This window comes from Colwellia sp. 20A7 (assembly GCF_009832865.1).
Lineage (GTDB): Bacteria > Pseudomonadota > Gammaproteobacteria > Enterobacterales > Alteromonadaceae > Colwellia.
On sequence record NZ_CP047130.1, the window covers coordinates 1688530 to 1708769 of the forward strand.

The following is a 20240-nucleotide window of genomic DNA, read 5'->3' on the forward strand; positions in this document are numbered from 1 at the left end:
TCAATTTAGGTTTCAATAATAGTTTATGGAGTTATCAATGAGTGATTTATTAAAAATAGAAAAACGCGGCCATGTTGCAATTATAACTTTCAACAACCCTCCTGCAAATACGTGGACACCCGAGAGCTTAAATTACTTAAAACAGCTGATAGCTGAGCTCAATCAAGATAAAAATAACTATTCACTTATTTTAACAAGCGAAAGTGAAAAATTTTTTAGCGCCGGCGCAGATCTCAAACAATTTAATCATGACGATAAAGGCTTATCTTTTGATTTTTCTGCCGCTTTTGGTAGTGCATTTGAAGCATTAACGAATTATCAAGGGGTTTCCATCGCGGCTATCACCGGCTTTGCTATGGGGGGTGGTTTAGAAGTCGCTTTGTCTTGTGATGTAAGAATATGTGAAGAACAAGCACAAATGGCATTACCTGAAGCAGCCGTTGGTTTATTGCCCTGCGGATTAGGTTCACAGCAATTATCATGGTTAATCGGTGAAGGTTGGGCTAAACGTATGATTTTATTAGGTGAGCGCATTAAAGCACCGCAAGCTGAAAAAATAGGACTTGTTTCTGAAGTTGTTGCGACGGGTACATCATTAGATCGAGCTTTAGTACTGGCAGAAAAAGTAGAAAGTCAATCACCTACATCAGTCACTTATTGTAAGTCACTCATTATGGAAGCGCGTAATGGCGACATCAGTTCAGCGTACACTAAAGAACGTGAACTCTTTGTAAAGTTATGGGATACACAAGATCAAAAGGAAGGTGTTAGTGCCTTTATTGAAAAACGTAAACCTCAGTGGAAGAATAGCTAATGACAAGCCCTGTACTATTTGAAGAGTTACTGGTTAAAAATGGCCAATTGATTGGTGTAATAACACTAAACAGTGAAAAGACTTTAAATGCATTAACGTTAGAAATGATTGACTTAATGTTAGAACAATTACAGCAATGGAACAGTAATGATAAAATAGCCGCTGTATTTATTCAGGGCGCTGGTGAAAAATCGTTTTGTGCTGGTGGTGATGTACAAGCTTTGTATCATTCATCAATTGAACAGCCTGGCGGACCATGTGAGTATGCCGAAACCTTTTTTGAACGAGAGTATCGCCTAGACTATTTACTACATAATTACACAAAACCAACCATTGCTTGGGGTCATGGTATTGTCATGGGTGGTGGCCTTGGTGTGTTTGCTGGTTGTTCTTATCGTATCGCCACAGAAAAAACACGTATTGCGATGCCAGAAGTTACCATTGCACTATTTCCAGATGTAGGGGGCAGTTACTTTTTAAATAAAATGCCCGGTTATTGCGGTAGATTTTTAGCACTTACAGGTGCATCAATAAATGCGGCTGACAGCTATTATGTTGATATTACCAACTACACAATTTGTCATGCGAGCAAAAATAAAGTAATCGATGAGCTACTTTCATTGGACTGCCCTGCTACCGACATTGATAATAAATTAACCAGTATTTTTAGCTATCATCATAACCTATCTATCTCTGACATTCCTGAGGGAAATTTACAGACTCATCAGGCGCTGATTAATGACTTATGTCAATGGGATGATATAGAAAAAATAGCTTTCAAATTTTCAGAACTCAACACAGATGACAAGTGGCTACAACGAGCAAAAAATGGTATTGCGACTGGCTCTCCTTTAGCTATTAAATGGATCTTTCATCAGCTGGCGTTATGCGAAAATTTAGAATTAAAAGAAGTTTTTCAACATGAAATTTCATTAGCAACAACTATTATTCGTCACACTGAGTTTGCAGAAGGAGTAAGGGCCTTATTAATTGATAAAGATCAAAATCCTAACTGGCAATATAAGAAACTACATGATGTAACAGATGACATTATAGCTCCATTCTTTGAAGCTCCTTGGCAACAGAACCCATTAACAGATTTATAGCTTTCACGTAAAAAACACATTATTTAATGAAGAAATTAAGAGGACAGTATTATGACTAAAAAAGTGGCTTTCATTGGTTTGGGAAATATGGGCAGTGGTATGGCTATCAACTTGGTTAAAGGAGGATTTAATGTACATGCTTATGATCTTTCTCAAACCGCACTAGCTAATGCTAAAAAAGGTGGCTGTACTATTTCTGAAACAGCGGATGAAGCGGTGATTGATTCCGATTACGTCATAAGTATGTTACCCAATGGTGCTATCGTTGAAAATTTATTTATAGGCGACTCTACAACTAATGGTTTAATCAATAATATACCTAAAAATGCCTTAATTATAGATTGTTCTACTATTGCACCTGAAAATTCTCGCCGGGTGGGTATTGCTGCAAAAGCAGCAGGTATTCGTTTTGTTGATGCGCCCGTTTCAGGTGGCGTTGCAGCTGCTAACGCAGGAACTTTAGCCTTTATGGTTGGAGGAGAAGAAGCTGACTTTACATCTTCGCAATCAGTCTTAAATACTATGGGTGCAAACGTATTCCATGCCGGTGACTTAGGAGCGGGACAAACAGCAAAAATTTGTAACAATATGCTATTAGCAATTCATATGGCAGGCACCGCTGAAGCTTTACAACTTGGTGTTGATAATGGTTTAGATCCTGTTGTACTTTCAGATATTATGTTGAAAAGTTCAGGTTGTAATTGGTCATTAGAAAAGTACAACCCTATGCCTGGCGTAATGCCAACTGTTCCCTCTTCAAATAACTATCAAGGAGGGTTCATGGTAGATCTAATGTTAAAAGATTTGGGATTAGCTATGGAAGCATCAATCAATAGTCGTTCTTCTATCCCTATGGGATCAACCGCTAGAAACTTATTTAACTTACATAAAAATTCATCTGGAGAGGAACAAGGTACAAAAGACTTTTCAAGTATTCAACGTTTTTACTCTAAAACTAGCGGCATTTAATATTTATTGTTTCAACAAAATTAATTTTTAGGTATTGAAGAATATTTGTTATAGGCTCTATTTTTTCATGAGAGTATATTTTTCAATCCGATATTGTCATATGTTTTTTAAAACAGAAACGTGAAGTACTAAACCGTTTTATAACTCGCTTCACGCCCTGAGCCTGAGATCAAGTTAAATTAACTTGAAATCAATGGAGAACCCCTATCTTTTAATGCGCGTAAGTACTGTGTTTCATTATAGGTTTTTCCATCTTGCCAGCACTTGTATACTATCCTAATCCATTTGAATGCTAGTGCTCGTATAGCCGCTTGGTGAGAGCTACCTTTCTCTCTTTGTTGTAGATAATATAAATTAGCCCAATAAGATTTCAAACGTGAATGGCTTGCCCATTCTATAAATGTTTGTCGTAAAAATGTTTAACACTGCCAGCGCCAATGAACCCAAGATTTTTGCCCACTTCTTTCAGTTACAGGTGCTATACCGGCATATTGTTGCACTTCTTGTGCTGATTTAAACCGGTCTCGTTGTTCCCCAAATGCGGCTAGTAACCGTGATGATAATGCAGCACCTGCGCCAGGTAAACTATTGAAAATAGGGGTGTCAGGCAGTTTATCCATGAGTTCTGATATCGACTTATTGTACTCTTGAATGCATTTCATTGAGTTAACTATCCGTTCGATATAGAAAGTTACTAGCATTGCATGGCTATCAATTACTGCTTTGTCATCCGTGAGTGGTTTGGCCTTTTTTATCAGAGATACTCGATGGTCAACTATTGTCGATTTATGAATACCATGGTCGTTGAAAAACTTTACTAAGGTTGATTTATGGGCTTTTTTAGCTTGTTGAATGGTTGGCCAACGAGCAATAAAATCACAGAAAATATGGGTGTCTTTTTTACAAAACCATTCATTAGCTTGCGGGTAATACTGTTTGATTGCATTAATCATTTGATTAACCACTCGCTGTTTATCATCAACTACTTTTCTCCTATGCTCCACTAAAAACATCAATTTACGCATGTTGACACTTTGCTGGTTTAAAGGAGGAAAGTGATTTGGGTAACGAAGCATAAGCTCTAATGCAAACTCAGCATCAGTGGGATCATCTTTAGCTTTACTGGGTTTAAAAGCCGTTCGATATTTTGCAAGTGTAGTAGGGTTAATTGGTACAATAACAATGAAATCATACCGCTGTAGGGCATATACAATAGGTCCTTTTTTTAACTCAACGGCAACAGCAATGGGTGAGCCAAATCTTTTATGAAGTTCTTTTACCCATTTATCAATCGTGAGCTTACGGCAGCCTAGCTCAACTTCCCCTTTTTGATCTGTTTTAATGATCGCAACCAAATTACTAGGATGCAATCATGCCAAACCAAGATCAATTAACAACGGTCGTTACTGCTTTTGAGCACTGGCGTAGCAACAGAAGTGGTCGTCAAGTCACAACGCCCATCGCATTGCGTGAGCAAGCCGTAGCATTACTCAATCACTATTCTTCTAGCAAAATAACATCAGCATTAAGGATCAGTGGCGGCCAGCTCAAGCAATGGCGAAATACGCTTGAACCTGCTGAAAAAGCACCGCTATTTGTGCACCTTCCTATTTCACCACCGCCATTACTCACACAACCGCCCTTTACTGTTGAACTACGCTTTGCCCAAGGTAATGAAATGTCTTTATCTGGTGTTATTGATACTAACATCATCATTTCGCTCATTGGGGCAATGAAATCATGATCCATTTAACCGCTGACACCCACATATTAATCGCGATTGAACCCGCTGATTTTCGCCAGGGCATTGATGGTTTAGCCGCAACATGCCGTTATAAATTATCGGTCAACCCACGTTCGGGTACTGTGTTTGTCTTTATTAATCGCAATAAAACCATGGTGCGCGCATTATCGTATGATGGTACTGGCTTTTGGCTCATGACCAAGCGTTTATCTAAAGGAAAGTTTCAAAATTGGCCGTCATCAAACAAAAGTATTGAACAGATCATCGCGAAAAAACTGCGAAAACTATTGTGTGACAACGATCCATTATGGGAAAAAACGGATCCTCTTTACTGAGTAAAATCATTGAGATAAACACTTGATTTTTACTTTTATCGGATCATAATGCCTGCAAAATAAACCTGTACCAAACACTAAAACTCTGGACGTACCGTGAGCAAACCTTTTACCGACATTGATGGCAAAGCCCTTGAAGCGCTGATAGAGCGCGTGAACGAGGCCAAAGAAAACAATCTGGCCTTAAGCCCAGAGGATTATCAGTTATTACTTGATGCGTTATTGACCTTAGCCACCACGCAAACCCGCTTAGCGAATCATGATGTTACCGTGCATAAACTGCGAAAATTGTTAGGTATTGAAAAATCATCTGAAAAACTAGGCTCGGTGCTTAAGCAAACTAAAGCGTCATCGGGCAAGAAAAATAAAAAGCGTAGCAACGATAATGGTGAAGGTTTCACCCGGTTAAACCCACGATTATCGTTCATGGACTAGTTGACGTAAATAAAGGCGATACCTGTGTTGAGTGCTTAACCGGTAAGGTTTATAAAACCGAGCCAGGTAGCTTGCTACGTATCACCGGACAAAGTCCTTTCAAACCTGAGCAGCATGTCATGGAGCGTCTTCGTTGTAATACCTGCGGTGCTTATTTTACCGCACCACTGCCGGACGATGTCTTAACCGATGGCTTAAGTACTCAAAAATATGGTTATTCAGCACGTTCTTTAATGGCGATTTATAAATACTTTGCTGGACTGCCTTTTTATCGTCAAAGCAGTATTCAAAAATTACTGGGGTAAAAATCACCGCGTCAACGGTTTTTGACCAAGTAGAGCTTGTTTGTAATGCTATTTATCCCGTGTACCAATTGCTCTTCAATTTAGCGGCTGATGGTAAACACTACTATTTAGATGACACAACTAACCGTATTCTTGATGCGAAATCGGTGATAAAGAAAGCACGCAACAGTGAGAAAGTCATCACACGTACGGGCGTTTATACCTCAGGTGTTATCGCAACGCTGGCTGATAACCGTCATATTGTTTTATTTGAGACTAACATCGGGCACGCGGGAGAATTCATTGACAGTATTTTGCACAAGCGCAGTCAATCATGCACCAAACCACTCATCATGAGTGATGCGCTAGCGAGCAATCGGCCGACGGTACGTGAGGCGATAACGTCACTGTGTAATAGCCACGCAAGACGACAATTTGTAGATGTTATCAATCACTTTCCAATTGAGGTCGAGCATGTCCTCAAACGCTATGGTGAAATATGGGTCAATGATGACTATACGAAAGAAGAAAAGTTAACCCCGAGCGCAAGACTGGCCTATCATCAAACGCATTCAGCGCCCATCATGGAAGCCATAAAATTGTGGGGAGAAACGCATTTAGCCAATGAAACCGTTGAAGAAAACAGTGGCCTAGGCAAAGCTATTCGCTACTTTATCAAACATTATGTCGGACTGAGTTACTTTTGCAGTACTGAAGGAGTAAAAATCGACAATAATCGTATTGAAGCGATGCTCAAAATTGTGGTGAGAGACAGAAAAAACGCGATGTTCCACAAAACCTTACTGGGGGCAACGATTGGGGATGTCATTACCTCGGTCATCGCGACGGCAAGTGAGGCGGGTATTAATGTCTTTGACTACTTCACCACCTTACAACGAGAAAAAGAGCAGGTAAAAAAGACCCCTGAAGATTATTTACCCTGGAATTATCTCGCTAAAAATTCAATCACCTAAAAAAACCAAACACGATGATTTAGGCTTTACCGCCTAGGTCAAGCTGTACCTGAAAAAATCGTGATGTCACGCTACGCTGCCGTAAGCTCACCCCGTAACCAACTTCACTTAAGTAAAAACTAAGCTCATCAGTTTGCTTTCATAATATATCGGCCCCACAACTAATTTCACTTAAATAAAAACTAAGTAAGTATAAAAGTAAGCTCGTCAGTTCACTTTCATAATATATCGGCTCCCGCAACTAAATTCACTTAAGTACAAAATTAAGTATAAAAGTAAGCTCGTCAGTTCGCTTTCATAATATACGGCTCCCACAACCAATTTCACTTCAGTACCAAATTAAGTATAAAAGTAAGCTCGTTAGTTCGCTTTCATAATATACCGGCTCCCGTAACCAACTTCACTTAAGCAAAAACTAAGTAAGTATAAAACTAAGCTCGTCAGTTCGCTTTCATAATATATCGGCTCCCGTAACCAATTTCACTTAAGTACAAAATTAAGTATAAAGCTAAGCTCGTCAGTTCGCTTTCATAATATACCGGCTCCCATAACCAATTAAAAAATCTCTAAACCCCTCTAATTGAAAGCTTTATAGAAATATATAAAATAAGTATTAATATACCTATTTAGGTTTTATTTATTGATTTTTTTTTATTACGCTACGGGCGATTTGAAAAGCCAACAATAAATAACCTCAATTCTGGATAAGAAGATAAAAAATTGAACTAAATACCCACCTAGCGATCAGATCTTTCGACCAAGAAACGATTTGAAAGCAAATAAGGTGGGCAGATGGATAATTTAGTGGAAATATTTTGTGATGTCGATGATTTTTGTCATCAATTTTCACCTAAATGGGAAGCACAATTGCTATCAGACGGTACTCGCAAGCGTAGACGTAGTTCGAAAATGTCTACCAGCGAGCGAATGAGCATTATGATTGCATTTCATCAGTCAAATCATAGAGATTTCAAAAACTTCTATATTGGTTTAGTCCAACGATACTGGACTGATGATTTCCCAGAGCTGCTCAGCTACACTCGTTTCATCAATACAATGTCAGATCTTATTGTACCAATGTGTGCTTACTTTCAAACGGTGAAAGGTGAGCCAACAGGAATTGCATTTGTAGATTCTACAAGCCTAAAGGTATGTCACAATATCCGTATTCCACGTAACCGTGTATTTGCAGATACGGCTAAGCGAGGAAAAGGAACAATGGGCTGGTTTTTCGGCTTTAAGCTTCATCTATTGATTAATCATAAAGGTGAAATCCTTGCTTTGAATATTACGCCGGGCAATACAAATGACCGAACTCCAATACCTGACTTATGTAAAAATCTTACTGGTAAGCTATATGCAGATAAGGGATACATTGGAAAAAACTTGAGCCAGACATTAAAGGAATCAGATATTGACTTAGTGACGACCGTGCGAAAAAATATGAAAGCTAAAGTAATATCAGCCTTTGATCGGGCAATGCTATCAAAGAGATACATAATAGAGACAGTGAATGATCAACTTAAAAACATATCTCAAATAGAGCACAGCCGCCATCGTAGTGAAACAGGTTTTATGCTTAATGTAATTTCAGGAATAGTTGCTTATTGTTTAAAAAGACAAAAGCCGTGTATTAAGTTATCGGATAGGGAACAGTCCATTATGAGTGCTTAAAATGCCGCACCTTATCCAGATCTCAGGTTAAATATTAAAATATCATTGATAATCTTAGTGATAATGATTATTATTTGTATTGCCGCTTAGGAAGTGAATGCTCTCCACTAAATAAGTTACATCAAGTATGGAGCTCGGTGATTATGATTCAGGACCATAATCACTGAGTGACTACTTACCTAGTAGCTACTTATGTGGTAGCTAAGTTACGCAGTACATAATGTAATATGCCACCGTGTTGGTAATAACTAAATTCGTTTGGTGTATCAATTCGAATCTTCGCTTCAAATGAACGCTGATTGCCATCCTCATTTGTGACAAATACGGTTACTGTTTTTTGTCCGCTTTTCACCGCTGAAATACTAAATTTTTCTTCACCTGTGATATTTAATGAATCAGCACTATCATCAGACATAAATTGCAATGGCAATATGCCCATGCCAACTAAGTTTGAACGATGAATACGTTCATAGCTTTGAGCAATAACTGCTTTAACGCCCAATAATGCAGGTCCTTTGGCGGCCCAATCACGTGAGCTACCTGTACCGTATTCTTTACCAGCTAATACAATCGAAGCAATCTTCTGCTGTTGATATTGCATAGCGGCATCAAATACACTCATTTTTTCACCCGATGGCATCATTCGAGTCCAACAACCTTCGGTGCCCGGAGCTAACAAATTACGTAAACGCACATTAGCAAAGGTACCTCGCATCATTACTTCATGATTACCGCGCCTAGAGCCATAAGAGTTAAAATCTTTGACCGACACACCTTCCTGTTTTAAATACTCAGCTGCAGGACTATCTAGCGCAATTGAACCTGCAGGTGAAATATGATCTGTGGTGACACTATCGCCCAGTTTTAACAAGCATCGAGCATTTTCAATCGTTTTAATTTCCGGTATTTTGGCGCTAATATTAGCAAAAAATGGCGGTAATTTTACGTAAGTAGAGTCAGGCCAATCATATTTTTGGCTTTGGACTACTTCCATATTTTGCCAGTCTTTATTACCACTATAAACATCAGCATAACGGGAAATAAACATCGAACTGTCAATAACGTTTTTGATAACCTCTTTAATTTCCTGACTATCTGGCCATATGTCATGCAAATAAACGGGGTTGCCTGAGTCATCATCACCCAAAGAATCAGTGGTAATATCTATTTTCATATTACCTGCTAACGCATAGGCAACCACTAAAGGAGGGGAGGCTAGATAGTTAGCTTGTATTTCAGGATGAATACGTCCTTCAAAGTTGCGATTACCTGATAACACCGAGGTAACCGACAAATCGCCTTGATGAATTGCTTCACTAATTTCTAGAGGCAAAGGACCTGAATTACCAATACATGTGGTACAGCCATACCCCACAAGTTGAAAACCAAGGGCATCTAAGTCTTCATTTAAACCAGACTTATGGAGATAGTCTGTGACAACTTGAGAACCTGGCGCGAAGCTCGTTTTTACCCAAGGTTTAACGTTTAACCCACGCTGCCTAGCATTTCTGGCTAATAAACCCGCGGCAATTAATACCGACGGATTCGAGGTATTAGTACAGCTGGTAATCGCTGCAATCACTACCGAACCGTGTTTCAATATAAACTCTTCATCACCATATTTGCAGGGGATACCAGGATCTTCGTCACTTGCTGGTAATAACACTGAAGGTTGTCCGCCTTCACTTTCAAAGCCACTTTCATCTTTGTTCGAACTGGTTTTTTGTACGCCGTGTTGTAACGTTAACCAGTCTTGATAGGCCGCACCAGCATGGTCTAGTGAAATTCTGTCTTGTGGGCGCTTTGGACCGGCAATTGAAGGCACCACTGTATCTAATTGCAGGGATAATCGACTGTTATACACCGCATTATCTTGAGACTCAGTACCCCACATACCCATTGTTTTTAAATATAGCTTTATGCGCTCAATATGTTCGCTGTCACGTCCTGTTAATTGCAAATAGTCGATGGTTTGATTATCGATAGGAAAAATACCGCAAGTAGCTCCGTATTCTGGTGCCATGTTGGCAATAGTTGCTCTGTCGGCTAAGGTCAGTTCATTCACTCCAGAGCCAAAAAATTCAACAAATTTCCCCACTACACCGGCAGCACGCAATTGTTCGGTTACTGTCAATACTAAATCAGTAGCGGTAGTACCCGAAGGTAACTTACCTTTTAATTCAAAACCGACTATTTCTGGTAATAACATAGTAACCGGTTGGCCTAACATCGCCGCTTCAGCTTCTATACCGCCAACTCCCCAGCCTAAAACGCCTAGGCCGTTAATCATGGTGGTATGGGAGTCGGTGCCAACTAAAGTATCAGGGTACAGTAAATTATTTTCATCTGTTTTTTTAAAGACAACTCGCGCCAAATATTCGAGATTAACCTGATGGACTATGCCACGACCTGGAGGTACTACTTTAAAATTATCGAAACTTTGCTGACCCCAGCGTAAAAACTGATAGCGTTCTTTATTACGTTGAAACTCAATGGCTGTGTTTTGTTCCATGGCATCGGCTTTACCGAAGACATCGACCATCACAGAATGATCAATAACCAACTCGACCGGGTTTAACGGATTTATTTTGTCTGCTGAGCCGCCCATTTTTACGATGGCATCGCGCATAGCTGCTAAATCAACTACGGCAGGAACTCCTGTGAAATCTTGTAAAACTACACGAGAAGGCACAAAGGAAATTTCAGTATCTTGCCAGTTATCTACATCCCACTTGGCTAAGGTTTCAATATCACCTTGCTGTACAAAATCATGTTCAGCATGTCGCAATAAATTTTCTAACAGAATTTTTGCTGCGAAAGGTAAACGTGAAATATCATATTTTTCTGCCAAACTATCAAAACTATAGTAGTGGCAAGTTTCACCGTTAATTTCAAGTGGCTTCAAAGATTGTATTGATTTGGTCATTAATCGTTACCTCCATTAAAAAGTGTCTTTATAGATCAAACTAAAGCTTAGTAAATCTACATTAACATACAAGAGTATTTGTTGCCTGTTAGTGAACAACTGCTTTAAATATATACTCGTGCTTTAGTTATATACTGTTTTAGAAAGCCTTAGCGATTCATAACTAAATTCACTTTGTTATTGGGTATTCAACATAGCACCGAGTTGGAAAGAAATTTAATAAATTATCAAAACTGTCCATTAACGCACCGAGTATCACTATTGTCATCTTTGCAGTGCGCTTTAGGTAAAGTAATGCGCGAGAGCGTGATAGCCCTGCTTAATATGATTAATTAATAATGTTATTTTCTCTGGCTTGTATCGTGTATATGGGTAAACAGCAAAAACACCTAACGAACGCGCTTTATAATCATGTAGTACATTAACAAGTAAGCCTGTTTGTAACTCTTCATAAACACTACATTTAGGTACATAAATAATCCCAATATCGTTTAACGCCGCTTTTTTTAACGAATAAGCATTATTTGAAGACATACTGCCTTTTACGAGTATTGATTTTTGCTCGCCATTGTCATCAAAGCGCCACTCATTACTACCATTTGCTTGCAGATCGTAACAAAGGCAATTATGGCGTTTCAGATCTTCAATTGTATTTAATGCTTCATTCGCTTTTAAGTACTCGGGTGATGCACATACAACCCACTTAGACTCCAATAAATGCACAGCTATAAGGGAAGAATCCTCTAGTACAGCTGTTCTAATAGCTAAATCAACACCATCTTCAACTAAATCAACTAGCTTATTTTCAAGTCTTAATTCAATGGTGATTTTTGGGTAGGTTTTGCAAAAACTTGATACTAACTCTGCCAGTAATAACTCGCCTGAAATGGTCGGTACAGACATTGTAATATGACCAGAAACTTCTTTAGATAACTCGTTAACCGCGGTAAAAGCATCATTTGCTTGCTGGTTAATACCTTTTGCATGTTTATAAAGTAATTTACCTGCGTCAGTAAGACTAAGTTTTCTTGTGGTTCTATAAAGTAACTGTGTATTTAACTGTTTTTCTAGTGCCGATATTTTTTTACTAACAACGGTTTTGGATAAACCTGTTTTTTGAGCTGCCAGACTGAAAGACTTCTCTTCTACTACTACAGCAAAAATAGCTAACTCAGACGCACCGTTCATATACAACTCATTATGCTTAAAATGGAAATAGTTTGTTCTTCTATTGCAAATATACACCTAAACATCAAAAGAGTATATTGCTTATATCGTAGCTAATATGATGGATAATTAAATAATTGCACCATCCCTATATTTTTGAATGTAACTATAGGCTACAAAAAACGTATTGATAAATACGCTTTTATAAATCACATAGGGCTACAACAGTCATTATGTTTATTTCTTAGTTAATAGCTTACATCTGGATATGATATTTATATTCAAAATCACCTTCGTAGAATAAGGGCGAGTAAATGTCTGACAAAAATAATTACACTGACGCGAGTCAATCAAATACGATTGAATGTTTAAATATTTCCGAGAAGAGAGTTGGGCTATTTGTTACCTGTTTGGTAAATACAATGCGTCCTTCAGTTGGTTTTGCTTCAATCACTCTACTTGAGCAAGCAGGATGTACCGTTGAAGTGCCAACCGCTCAGTCGTGTTGTGGACAACCCGCATTCAATTCAGGTGATGATGAAGGAACACGTCAAATTGCTTATCAAATTATTGAGCAGTTTGAAGAATTTGATTATGTTGTTTTGCCTTCGGGTTCATGTGCATCAATGATCAAAAATAATTTTATAGAAGTGTTTAAAGAGCAGCCAGAATGGCAAGCAAGAGCTCAGCATTTAGCCGATAGAACTCATGAGTTACTTTCTTTTTTAGTCGATGTATGTCATTTCACCCCTAAGGGTATTGAGCTTGATGGTACCTTTACTTATCACGATAGTTGCTCTGGCTACCGCTCGCTTAATGTTTACGAACAGCCGAGAGCAATGCTAGCAAAGGTGAAAGGTTTAGAATCTAAACCATTAAATGGTCATTCTGAATGTTGTGGTTTTGGCGGAACATTTTGTGTTAAATACTCAGACATTTCGAATGCCATTGTTAGCGAAAAAGTAGAGAATGTTGTTGCTGCCGATGCTGATTATCTTCTTGGTGGCGATATGGGCTGTTTAATGAACATAGCCGGTAAACTTAACAGAGAAGGCAATAAAAAAATAACAGCATTGCATACGGCTGAAGTTTTGGCTGGTTTAGCGCCAAAGATTTTAGGAGCTAACGATGCAAGCTAATAAACCTGAAAACTTCGCTCAAAATGTTACTGAGGCTTTAGCGCAACCTGATTTGAAAATGATCATCAGACGCACAACCGACAAAGCAGAAGCAAAACGTTCTGATGCCATTGCAAACTTTCCTGAGTTTGAAAAGGCGAGAACGCAGGGACAAAAAGTTAAAGACCATACCATTAAGTATATGGATCATTATTTAGCTGAATTTGAAAAGAATGCGCTAGCTCAAGGAACTATTGTTCATTGGGCGAGTACTGCTGAAGAAGCTTCAAAAATTGTGTTAGATATATGTCGCGAGCACAAAGCAAAAAAAGTGACTCGCAGTAAATCAATGTTGGGTGAAGAAATTGGCTTAACCCATGCTTTTGATAATTCAGACATGGAGCGAATTGAAACCGATCTTGCCGAACATATCATTCAACTTGCAGGCGATCCGCCATCTCATATCATTTGGCCAGCTATGCACAGAAGTAGGGAAGACGTTGTTAAGCTTTTTAGAGAGTTTCATACTGACCCAACTTACTCTGAAGAAATTACCGATTTGGTAAGAAGTGCTCGACGAGATTTACGTACTAAGTTTTTAACATCTGATATTGGTATTAGTGGCTCTAATTTCTTACTTGCCGACAGTGGCTCAACTTGTACGGTAACTAACGAAGGTAATGCTGAACTTACAATCACGCCACCTAAAGTACATATAGTGACTGCTGGTATAGAAAAGCTCGTACCATCAATGGCACATGCTATTCCTTTATTACGTTTATTAACGCGCTCCGCTACGGGTGCAGATATAACGCAATATATAACTTTTCATAATGGTCCAAAAAGAAAGAACGATGCAGATGGACCCCAAGAATGTCACATTGTATTAGTGGATAACGGCCGAACAAAAATGCTGGCAGAAGGCATGGAAGAAATGCTGCGCTGTATTCGCTGTGGAGCTTGTATGAATCATTGTGTGGTATACAAACATATTGGCGGACATGCTTATGGCTCTGTATATCCTGGGCCTATGGGCTCGGTACTTACGCCTCATTTACAAAGCCTTGAAGTCGCCAATAAGCAAACTCATGCTTGTACCATGAACGGCCGTTGTGAAGATGTTTGTCCTGTTAATATTCCTCTGCCTAAATTATTACGCTCGCTGCGCGCACAATCGTGGGAGAAAAAGTATGAACCTTTAACCAATCGCTTTGTTGTTAAATTTTTCGGTGTTCTAGCTAAAAGACCTCAACTGTTTCAACTGTTCTCATCTTGCAGTCTTATTTTTATGAAAGCCTTCAGTCGTAATGGCTGGATCAAATACATGCCATTTACCTCAGGTTGGACACGCAACCGAGACTTGATTGAACCAGAAACAACAACGTTTATGCATCAATATAAAAAAATGAAAAAATCGAATAGTGGTGGATCGTAAATCATGAATAAACAAATAAGTGATATGAGCAGAGAAAAAATATTTAGTGCTATTCAAGCTGCAAAACCAACAGTTACAGCCGATGTTAAAACTATTGAAGATGAAGCGCTTGAGCTTTTAAAAGAAAGTGAATTTGCGCGTCCTCAATTAATGTCTGCAGACGCTACAGAAGCGTTAATGTTAAGAATTGAAGCAGGTTTAGTAATTGGTACAACATGCGAGAAAATTTCAACGCTTGATACTTTACCTAATGCAGTTAAAAAGTTTTTTGATGTAAATGATTTACCGCCTGAACTTAAAGTGCAAGGTGTTGAACAACTCAATACGTTGGATTGGGAAGGCATTACGATAGACGTAGATATTGAAAAAGATAACACAGTAGGGCTATGTTTGGCTGAATATGGTGTTGCGGAAACGGGCTCATTTGTTGCTCACTCAAGCCCTGAAATGCCCATTTTATTGAATTTTCTTTCGTTATATTTAATTGCTGTTATTCCTAAGTCAAAAATACTTCACTACATGGATGACTACGCGCTTATCGCAAATGAAATTGCTAAGAAAAAACAAACGCCACGAAATATGTGTTTAATATCAGGCGTTAGTGGTACAACAGATATTGAAGGTGTGTTAGTGAAAGGTGCTCACGGACCTGAAGTTTTGCATATTATTATTGTTGAAGATGAGTAAAATCAGATTGAATAATGTGAGTTATTATTTGTTGATGGCTACCTCATTTGCTTCTTGCTGGAAATAAGTCAGTTACTGATATTTGACGATAAAAATATTTAGGCAAAAGGGAGGCGATAAATAATATAATTTATGAGGCAAGATAAAGAATATTTATAGTTTCAGTCTAATTATTGTACAGTGGTGACTGACTAGATCTAAATAGTGATAAAAGCTTAAAGAACTGGCCGAAATGAAAGGATGTTGAACTATTTAATACTTTTATAAAATTTTAGCTTACTTTATCAGTATGATATCTCAACATTGGAAACTCAATAAGCAATAATTAGAGCACGTTTTTCTGAACATTAAGCCGTATAATAAAAAATTATTACGAAGTTAATTTAATAAAGTAAGTTTTAAGGTAAATATCATTTGAATATTAAATATGTAGTAAGTTTTTTTTGTTTTTTATTTTTATCTGTTACTTCAGTACAGTCAGCTGAAGTTAGTGGACATGATTTCCAGAAAAAAGCGCCTATTTCAAATCAAACCTGTACTTCATGCCATGCTCAGTCAGAGCAAGAGTGGGGACATTCTGATCACGCAAAAGCTATGTCTGTTGCTGATAGCACAACGGTAGTTGGTGATTTTTCAGGTGTAGATATTGAGCATTATGGTCAAAAAGCTCACTTCTTTATTAAAGATAACCATTATCAAGTCACTGTTTCTTATGACGATAACGTTGACACGTACCCAATAAAATATACTTTTGGCTATACGCCATTACAACAATATTTAGTTGAAACTGCGCCAGGAAAGCTACACGTACTGCCTTTTGCTTGGGATGCTAGAGATAAAGAACAAGGTGGACAGCGTTGGTATCACAACTATAGTCATGAAGAAATTCGTCCAGAAGATAGACTACATTGGCGTCAGCCTTTACAAAATTGGAACGGCATGTGCGCAGATTGTCATTCGGATGGGCTGGTTAGAAACTATGATGGTCAAGATAACACCTTCAAAACTGAATTTGATAACATCAATGTAGGTTGCTTATCTTGCCATGGTGATATGACCGACCATATGAAAACACCAAAGAAAGCAGAGGTACGTGATAGCGTTACATCAATCAATCATCCTACAGGTCGATGGTTACGAAGCATAGGCGATAAAACAGCTCATTGGGAAGGTGGCGAACGTAATAACGATTTTATGGACAATTGTTTTGCGTGTCATTCACTTAGAGCCCCATTAATCGACGGCTTTAAAGCAAACACCCCATTTTTAGATCAATTTACACCTAATTTTACCGCTAGCCCTAACTATTATGCTGATGGTCAAATTAAAGAAGAAGTATATGTTTATGGCTCTTTTTTACAAAGTAAAATGTATAAAGAAGGTGTTAATTGTTTAGATTGTCATGATAAACATACGATGAAACTAAAAGTTGAGGGTAATGGTTTATGTTTACAATGTCATGGCGGTGAAGTTTATAATGTTAAAAAACATCATCAACATGAAGAAAGCTCAACAGGTGCTCAATGTGTAAATTGTCACATGCCTGAAACTACCTATATGGGCGTTGATGATAGAAGAGATCATAGCTTCAAAATTCCTCGTCCTCATTTATCTGAAACGTTCGACACGCCTAACGCTTGTGTACAATGCCATGAAGACAAGTCTAACGAATGGGCAAGTACTAGTTTAGAAAAGTGGCACGGTAAGCCTAAAGCTATTCTCTCAAGTAAGCATTTGTTGATGATTTTAAATAGCGGACAAGGTATTTCGTTAGTGCAGCATTTGTCTATTATGGCTGATGAGCAACTTGATATTATGAGCCGAGCTTCTGCTATTCAATTACTAAGTTACACCACAACTACAATTAGTGTAGCTGAGTTGGAGCCGTACTTATCTCATAAGGAAGCATTAATAAGGTTAAGTGCTGCAAGTGTTGCAACTTTATTGTCACCATCGGACAGAGTTAATCAACTAAGTCCTTTATTAAAAGATAAATATAAGTCGATAAGAGTTGCGGCTGCTCGTAGCCTATTGTCTGGTGATGTACTTTTTCTTAATAAAACCCTTTTTGATAAGGCATTTAAAGAGTTAATTATTTCTAATGATGTTAATAGTTGGCGTGGTGAAGGCATGGCAAATAAAGGCATATTAGCGCTAGAAATGAATAGAAAAACAGAGGCTGAAGAGGCCTTCAAAAAGGCGATTAAAATAGAGCCTTATTTTGATACGGGCTATATCAACTTAGCTGATATATATCGCTCTCAACAGAAGACATTTCAAGTAGCGTCAGTACTTTCAAAAGGTATTAAACTCAACCCTAAGTCAGCTGCTTTACATTATTCCTATGGATTACACTTTGTTCGTCAAAAACGCTTAGACAAAGGATTACCTCTGTTTGAAAAATCTATGCAGCTTATGCCAAGTAACCCAGAATATGCTTATACTTATATTCTCGCATTAGATGGTGCAGGACAAAGTCAGGATGCATTAGTTAAGCTAAAAGCATTATTTCCAAACTACCAAAATAATTCACAGCTTAAAGAGCTAGGTTTGTATCTATCACAGAAGCTTAATTCGAGAGCTGATTATAATTGGTTTATTAATAATTAATAATCGCCTATAGATTTTTTGAGAGGCGCACAATATGTTTCGCCTCAAGTTTACAACTAGTATTCAAAAAGTCTAATTCAATTCAGTAAGCTAGCAAAATAAAAGTATGGCATGATAAACAACAGAAATAACTTGCCATTGTAGTAAATAAGCTAATAAATGCATTATGGTTATATTTATCCTATATACCACTGGTAATTTTTGGTCATAAGACTATGCTTGAATTTCATTCTTGAATTATTTAATGGAGTACGACTTATGGGATCTGATAATACCGATAGAAATAAACCAGGGATAGCCAATTTTGCGGCCTTAAAAACCGCTATAGTTAATGGTGAAGACCAACTGGTAAAAGAGTTACTACCAAACGAACCTATGCTTGATATTGAAAAAAGCTATCTTATTGACTTAGCACAATTAAACAAAAGCCATACGATCATCAAATTACTTGAAGAGATCCCCGTAAAGAAATAGCTTTTTTTATTTGAGCTGTTAAGGGGAGGCTAGCGGTTAAATAACTCAAACTTTGCTATAGCTCTATCTGTTTCAATTACATGATTTACCTTCAACAAACCAACGTAAATCATGTGATGACGTGGTTTAATTGATTCGACTACCCCAGTTAAGGAATAATGAACTTAATCGGAGAATGAAAATGACAACACGTAAAAAATATTCCAAGGAATTTAAACTTGATGCTATCTCTTTAGTCAGAGATCAAAACATTAGTATTTCTGAAGCTAGCAGGAATCTAGGGATTGGAAATCAAATGCTCGGCCGCTGGATCAAAGAAGCTGAAAATGAAGATGGTCAAGCTTTTCGAGGTAATGGAAAACTGACACCCGATCAAGAAGAAAATCGTCAATTAAAAGCGCAAGTCAAACGCCTAGAAATGGAGCGCGATATATTAAAAAAAGCGACGGTCTTCTTTGCAAAAGAAACGAAGTAAAATATTCGTTTATTACCCATCATAAGAAGATCTGGTCGGTGGTATTAATGTGCCGCGTATTGGGTGTGAAAACTAATAATTATTATAGTTATCAGAAACGTAATACAAATAAAACAAATGATGCAACACATCAAGAAATGATTGAGTTAGTAAAGGATATAGCCAAATTCAGTGACAATACTTATGGCGAAAGGCGTATTAAAGCGGTACTGAATGCTTTGAGTTTTTCCTATCAGTCGATGGAAAGTAGCCAAATTAATGAAAGAGGCAAATGTTTGGGTTCGCTATAAAAAGAAATATAAAGTCACTACTAATAGTGATCATAATAAGCCACTTTATAAAAATGAACTTGAACAAAACTTTACCACAGAGCAAGCAAATCAAGCATTTGTCGGTGATATTACTTACATTTGGACAGCAGAAGGTTGGCTCTATTTAGCCGTTGTTATTGACTTGTACTCTCGTAAAGTTGTTGGTTGGAGCATGGGGTCGAGAATGAAAGCTCAACTTGTCTGTGATGCACTAACAATGGCTATTTGGCAAAGAAGCCCTGAGAAAGGACTTATTGTTCATTCCGATCAAGGTGTTCAATACGCAAGCCACCAGTATAGACAATTACTCAATAACAATGGCTTTATTGGTAGTATGAGTAAGAAGGGTTGCTGTTGGGATAATGCCGTTGCCGAAAGCTTCTTTGGCAGCCTAAAGCAAGAGCGTGTCCACTGGAAAAATTATGAAACACGCTATGAAGCTCAACAAGATATAATGAATTACATAACCATGTGGTACAACAGTAACCGACTACACTCTTACTTAGGGTATCAAAGCCCTAATGATTTTGAATTGAAAATTAATGAGTTAGAAAAAGTAGCTTAACTAGGGTGTCTGAATTTACTTGACCAGGTCATGAGTTAGCTAACTAAAGAGTGATATTTTAGGGGAGAGCACAACTATAATATAATTCACCTTCAATAATTCTCATCAAATTAAACACAAGCTACTACGCTTGTTCA

The 20240-nt window shown here is 37.9% G+C and carries 17 protein-coding genes and 1 pseudogene; 15 read left to right on the forward strand and 3 right to left on the reverse strand.

What is annotated here, in order from left to right; translation table 11 throughout:
• The first annotated feature begins 37 nt into the window (after positions 1-37).
• The 3 genes from GQS55_RS07295 to mmsB are packed head-to-tail and all read left to right on the forward strand — an operon-like array spanning position 38 to position 2889.
• On the forward strand, positions 38-814 hold the full coding sequence (locus GQS55_RS07295) for an enoyl-CoA hydratase (protein ID WP_159819313.1): 777 nt from the start codon (positions 38-40) through the stop codon (positions 812-814).
• Positions 814-1920 (forward strand): enoyl-CoA hydratase/isomerase family protein, encoded by a 1107-nt coding sequence (locus GQS55_RS07300; RefSeq protein ID WP_159819315.1) that lies wholly within the window; start codon positions 814-816, stop codon positions 1918-1920. Before GQS55_RS07295 ends, GQS55_RS07300 begins: the two co-directional genes overlap by 1 nt.
• A gap of 51 nt (positions 1921-1971) precedes the next feature.
• A complete protein-coding gene (gene mmsB, locus GQS55_RS07305) occupies positions 1972-2889 on the forward strand; it encodes a 3-hydroxyisobutyrate dehydrogenase (RefSeq protein WP_159819317.1) in 918 nt (305 codons plus the stop codon).
• A 419-nt stretch (positions 2890-3308) separates the two neighbouring features.
• On the opposite strand, the gene GQS55_RS07310 is transcribed toward mmsB, so the two are convergent.
• Positions 3309-4259 (reverse strand): IS110 family transposase, encoded by a 951-nt coding sequence (locus GQS55_RS07310; RefSeq protein WP_159819319.1) that lies wholly within the window; start codon positions 4257-4259, stop codon positions 3309-3311.
• 2 nt (positions 4260-4261) lie between these two features.
• Here GQS55_RS07310 and GQS55_RS07315 point away from each other — a divergent pair, with 2 nt between their 5' ends.
• The 6 genes from GQS55_RS07315 (at position 4262) to GQS55_RS07330 (ending at position 8335) form a co-directional block, all read left to right on the forward strand.
• A complete protein-coding gene (locus GQS55_RS07315; RefSeq protein ID WP_159818046.1) occupies positions 4262-4633 on the forward strand; it encodes a hypothetical protein in 372 nt (123 codons plus the stop codon).
• Positions 4630-4968 (forward strand): IS66 family insertion sequence element accessory protein TnpB, encoded by a 339-nt coding sequence (gene tnpB / locus GQS55_RS07320; RefSeq protein ID WP_159817815.1) that lies wholly within the window; start codon positions 4630-4632, stop codon positions 4966-4968. Before GQS55_RS07315 ends, tnpB begins: the two co-directional genes overlap by 4 nt.
• Before the next feature lie 96 nt (positions 4969-5064).
• Positions 5065-5403 (forward strand): hypothetical protein, encoded by a 339-nt coding sequence (locus tag GQS55_RS19840; RefSeq protein WP_201294589.1) that lies wholly within the window; start codon positions 5065-5067, stop codon positions 5401-5403.
• 71 nt (positions 5404-5474) lie between these two features.
• A complete protein-coding gene (locus GQS55_RS19845; RefSeq protein ID WP_201294591.1) occupies positions 5475-5708 on the forward strand; it encodes a hypothetical protein in 234 nt (77 codons plus the stop codon).
• Positions 5709-5710: 2 nt separating this feature from the next.
• Positions 5711-6661, forward strand: a complete 951-nt coding sequence (locus GQS55_RS19850) for an IS66 family transposase (protein ID WP_236559837.1) — start codon at positions 5711-5713, stop codon at positions 6659-6661.
• A gap of 792 nt (positions 6662-7453) precedes the next feature.
• A complete protein-coding gene (locus GQS55_RS07330) occupies positions 7454-8335 on the forward strand; it encodes an IS982 family transposase (protein WP_159818812.1) in 882 nt (293 codons plus the stop codon).
• Between the two features lie 190 nt (positions 8336-8525).
• On the opposite strand, the gene acnA is transcribed toward GQS55_RS07330, so the two are convergent.
• Both acnA and GQS55_RS07340 read right to left on the reverse strand, forming a co-directional pair.
• Positions 8526-11261: an aconitate hydratase AcnA gene (acnA, locus tag GQS55_RS07335; RefSeq protein WP_159819321.1), complete on the reverse strand. Its 2736-nt coding sequence runs from the start codon at positions 11259-11261 to the stop codon at positions 8526-8528.
• A 282-nt stretch (positions 11262-11543) separates the two neighbouring features.
• Positions 11544-12449 carry a LysR family transcriptional regulator gene (locus GQS55_RS07340; RefSeq protein WP_159819323.1) on the reverse strand — a complete coding sequence of 302 codons (906 nt, stop codon included), beginning with the start codon at positions 12447-12449 and terminating at the stop codon, positions 11544-11546.
• A 293-nt stretch (positions 12450-12742) separates the two neighbouring features.
• Here GQS55_RS07340 and GQS55_RS07345 point away from each other — a divergent pair, with 293 nt between their 5' ends.
• The 6 genes and pseudogenes from GQS55_RS07345 to GQS55_RS07370 all read left to right on the forward strand — a co-directional run bounded on the left by GQS55_RS07345 (position 12743) and on the right by GQS55_RS07370 (position 20103).
• Positions 12743-13567, forward strand: a complete 825-nt coding sequence (locus tag GQS55_RS07345; RefSeq protein WP_159819325.1) for a (Fe-S)-binding protein — start codon at positions 12743-12745, stop codon at positions 13565-13567.
• Positions 13557-14981, forward strand: coding sequence for a lactate utilization protein B (locus GQS55_RS07350; protein ID WP_159819327.1), 1425 nt, complete (start codon positions 13557-13559; stop codon positions 14979-14981). Before GQS55_RS07345 ends, GQS55_RS07350 begins: the two co-directional genes overlap by 11 nt.
• Before the next feature lie 3 nt (positions 14982-14984).
• The gene (locus GQS55_RS07355; protein ID WP_159819329.1) at positions 14985-15668 is read left to right on the forward strand and encodes a LutC/YkgG family protein; all 684 of its coding nucleotides are present in this window, start codon (positions 14985-14987) and stop codon (positions 15666-15668) included.
• Positions 15669-16082: 414 nt separating this feature from the next.
• Positions 16083-18278 (forward strand): cytochrome c3 family protein, encoded by a 2196-nt coding sequence (locus GQS55_RS07360; protein WP_236559790.1) that lies wholly within the window; start codon positions 16083-16085, stop codon positions 18276-18278.
• 258 nt (positions 18279-18536) lie between these two features.
• Complete coding sequence (locus GQS55_RS07365; protein WP_159819331.1) at positions 18537-18752, forward strand: hypothetical protein; 216 nt, start codon at positions 18537-18539, stop codon at positions 18750-18752.
• Between the two features lie 181 nt (positions 18753-18933).
• Positions 18934-20103 (forward strand): annotated as a pseudogene (locus GQS55_RS07370) (IS3 family transposase).
• The last annotated feature ends 137 nt before the right edge of the window (positions 20104-20240 follow it).

Bases quoted from the DNA above. Each gene is read 5' to 3' on its own strand.
- GQS55_RS07295 (WP_159819313.1), top strand. From the start codon at position 38: ATGAGTGATTTATTAAAAATAGAAAAACGCGGCCATGTTGCAATTATA.
- GQS55_RS07300 (WP_159819315.1), top strand. From the start codon at position 814: ATGACAAGCCCTGTACTATTTGAAGAGTTACTGGTTAAAAATGGCCAA.
- mmsB (WP_159819317.1), top strand. From the start codon at position 1,972: ATGACTAAAAAAGTGGCTTTCATTGGTTTGGGAAATATGGGCAGTGGT.
- GQS55_RS07315 (WP_159818046.1), top strand. From the start codon at position 4,262: ATGCCAAACCAAGATCAATTAACAACGGTCGTTACTGCTTTTGAGCAC.
- tnpB (WP_159817815.1), top strand. From the start codon at position 4,630: ATGATCCATTTAACCGCTGACACCCACATATTAATCGCGATTGAACCC.
- GQS55_RS07330 (WP_159818812.1), top strand. From the start codon at position 7,454: ATGGATAATTTAGTGGAAATATTTTGTGATGTCGATGATTTTTGTCAT.
- acnA (WP_159819321.1), bottom strand. From the start codon at position 11,261: ATGACCAAATCAATACAATCTTTGAAGCCACTTGAAATTAACGGTGAA.
- GQS55_RS07340 (WP_159819323.1), bottom strand. From the start codon at position 12,449: ATGAACGGTGCGTCTGAGTTAGCTATTTTTGCTGTAGTAGTAGAAGAG.
- GQS55_RS07345 (WP_159819325.1), top strand. From the start codon at position 12,743: ATGTCTGACAAAAATAATTACACTGACGCGAGTCAATCAAATACGATT.
- GQS55_RS07350 (WP_159819327.1), top strand. From the start codon at position 13,557: ATGCAAGCTAATAAACCTGAAAACTTCGCTCAAAATGTTACTGAGGCT.
- GQS55_RS07355 (WP_159819329.1), top strand. From the start codon at position 14,985: ATGAATAAACAAATAAGTGATATGAGCAGAGAAAAAATATTTAGTGCT.
- GQS55_RS07365 (WP_159819331.1), top strand. From the start codon at position 18,537: ATGGGATCTGATAATACCGATAGAAATAAACCAGGGATAGCCAATTTT.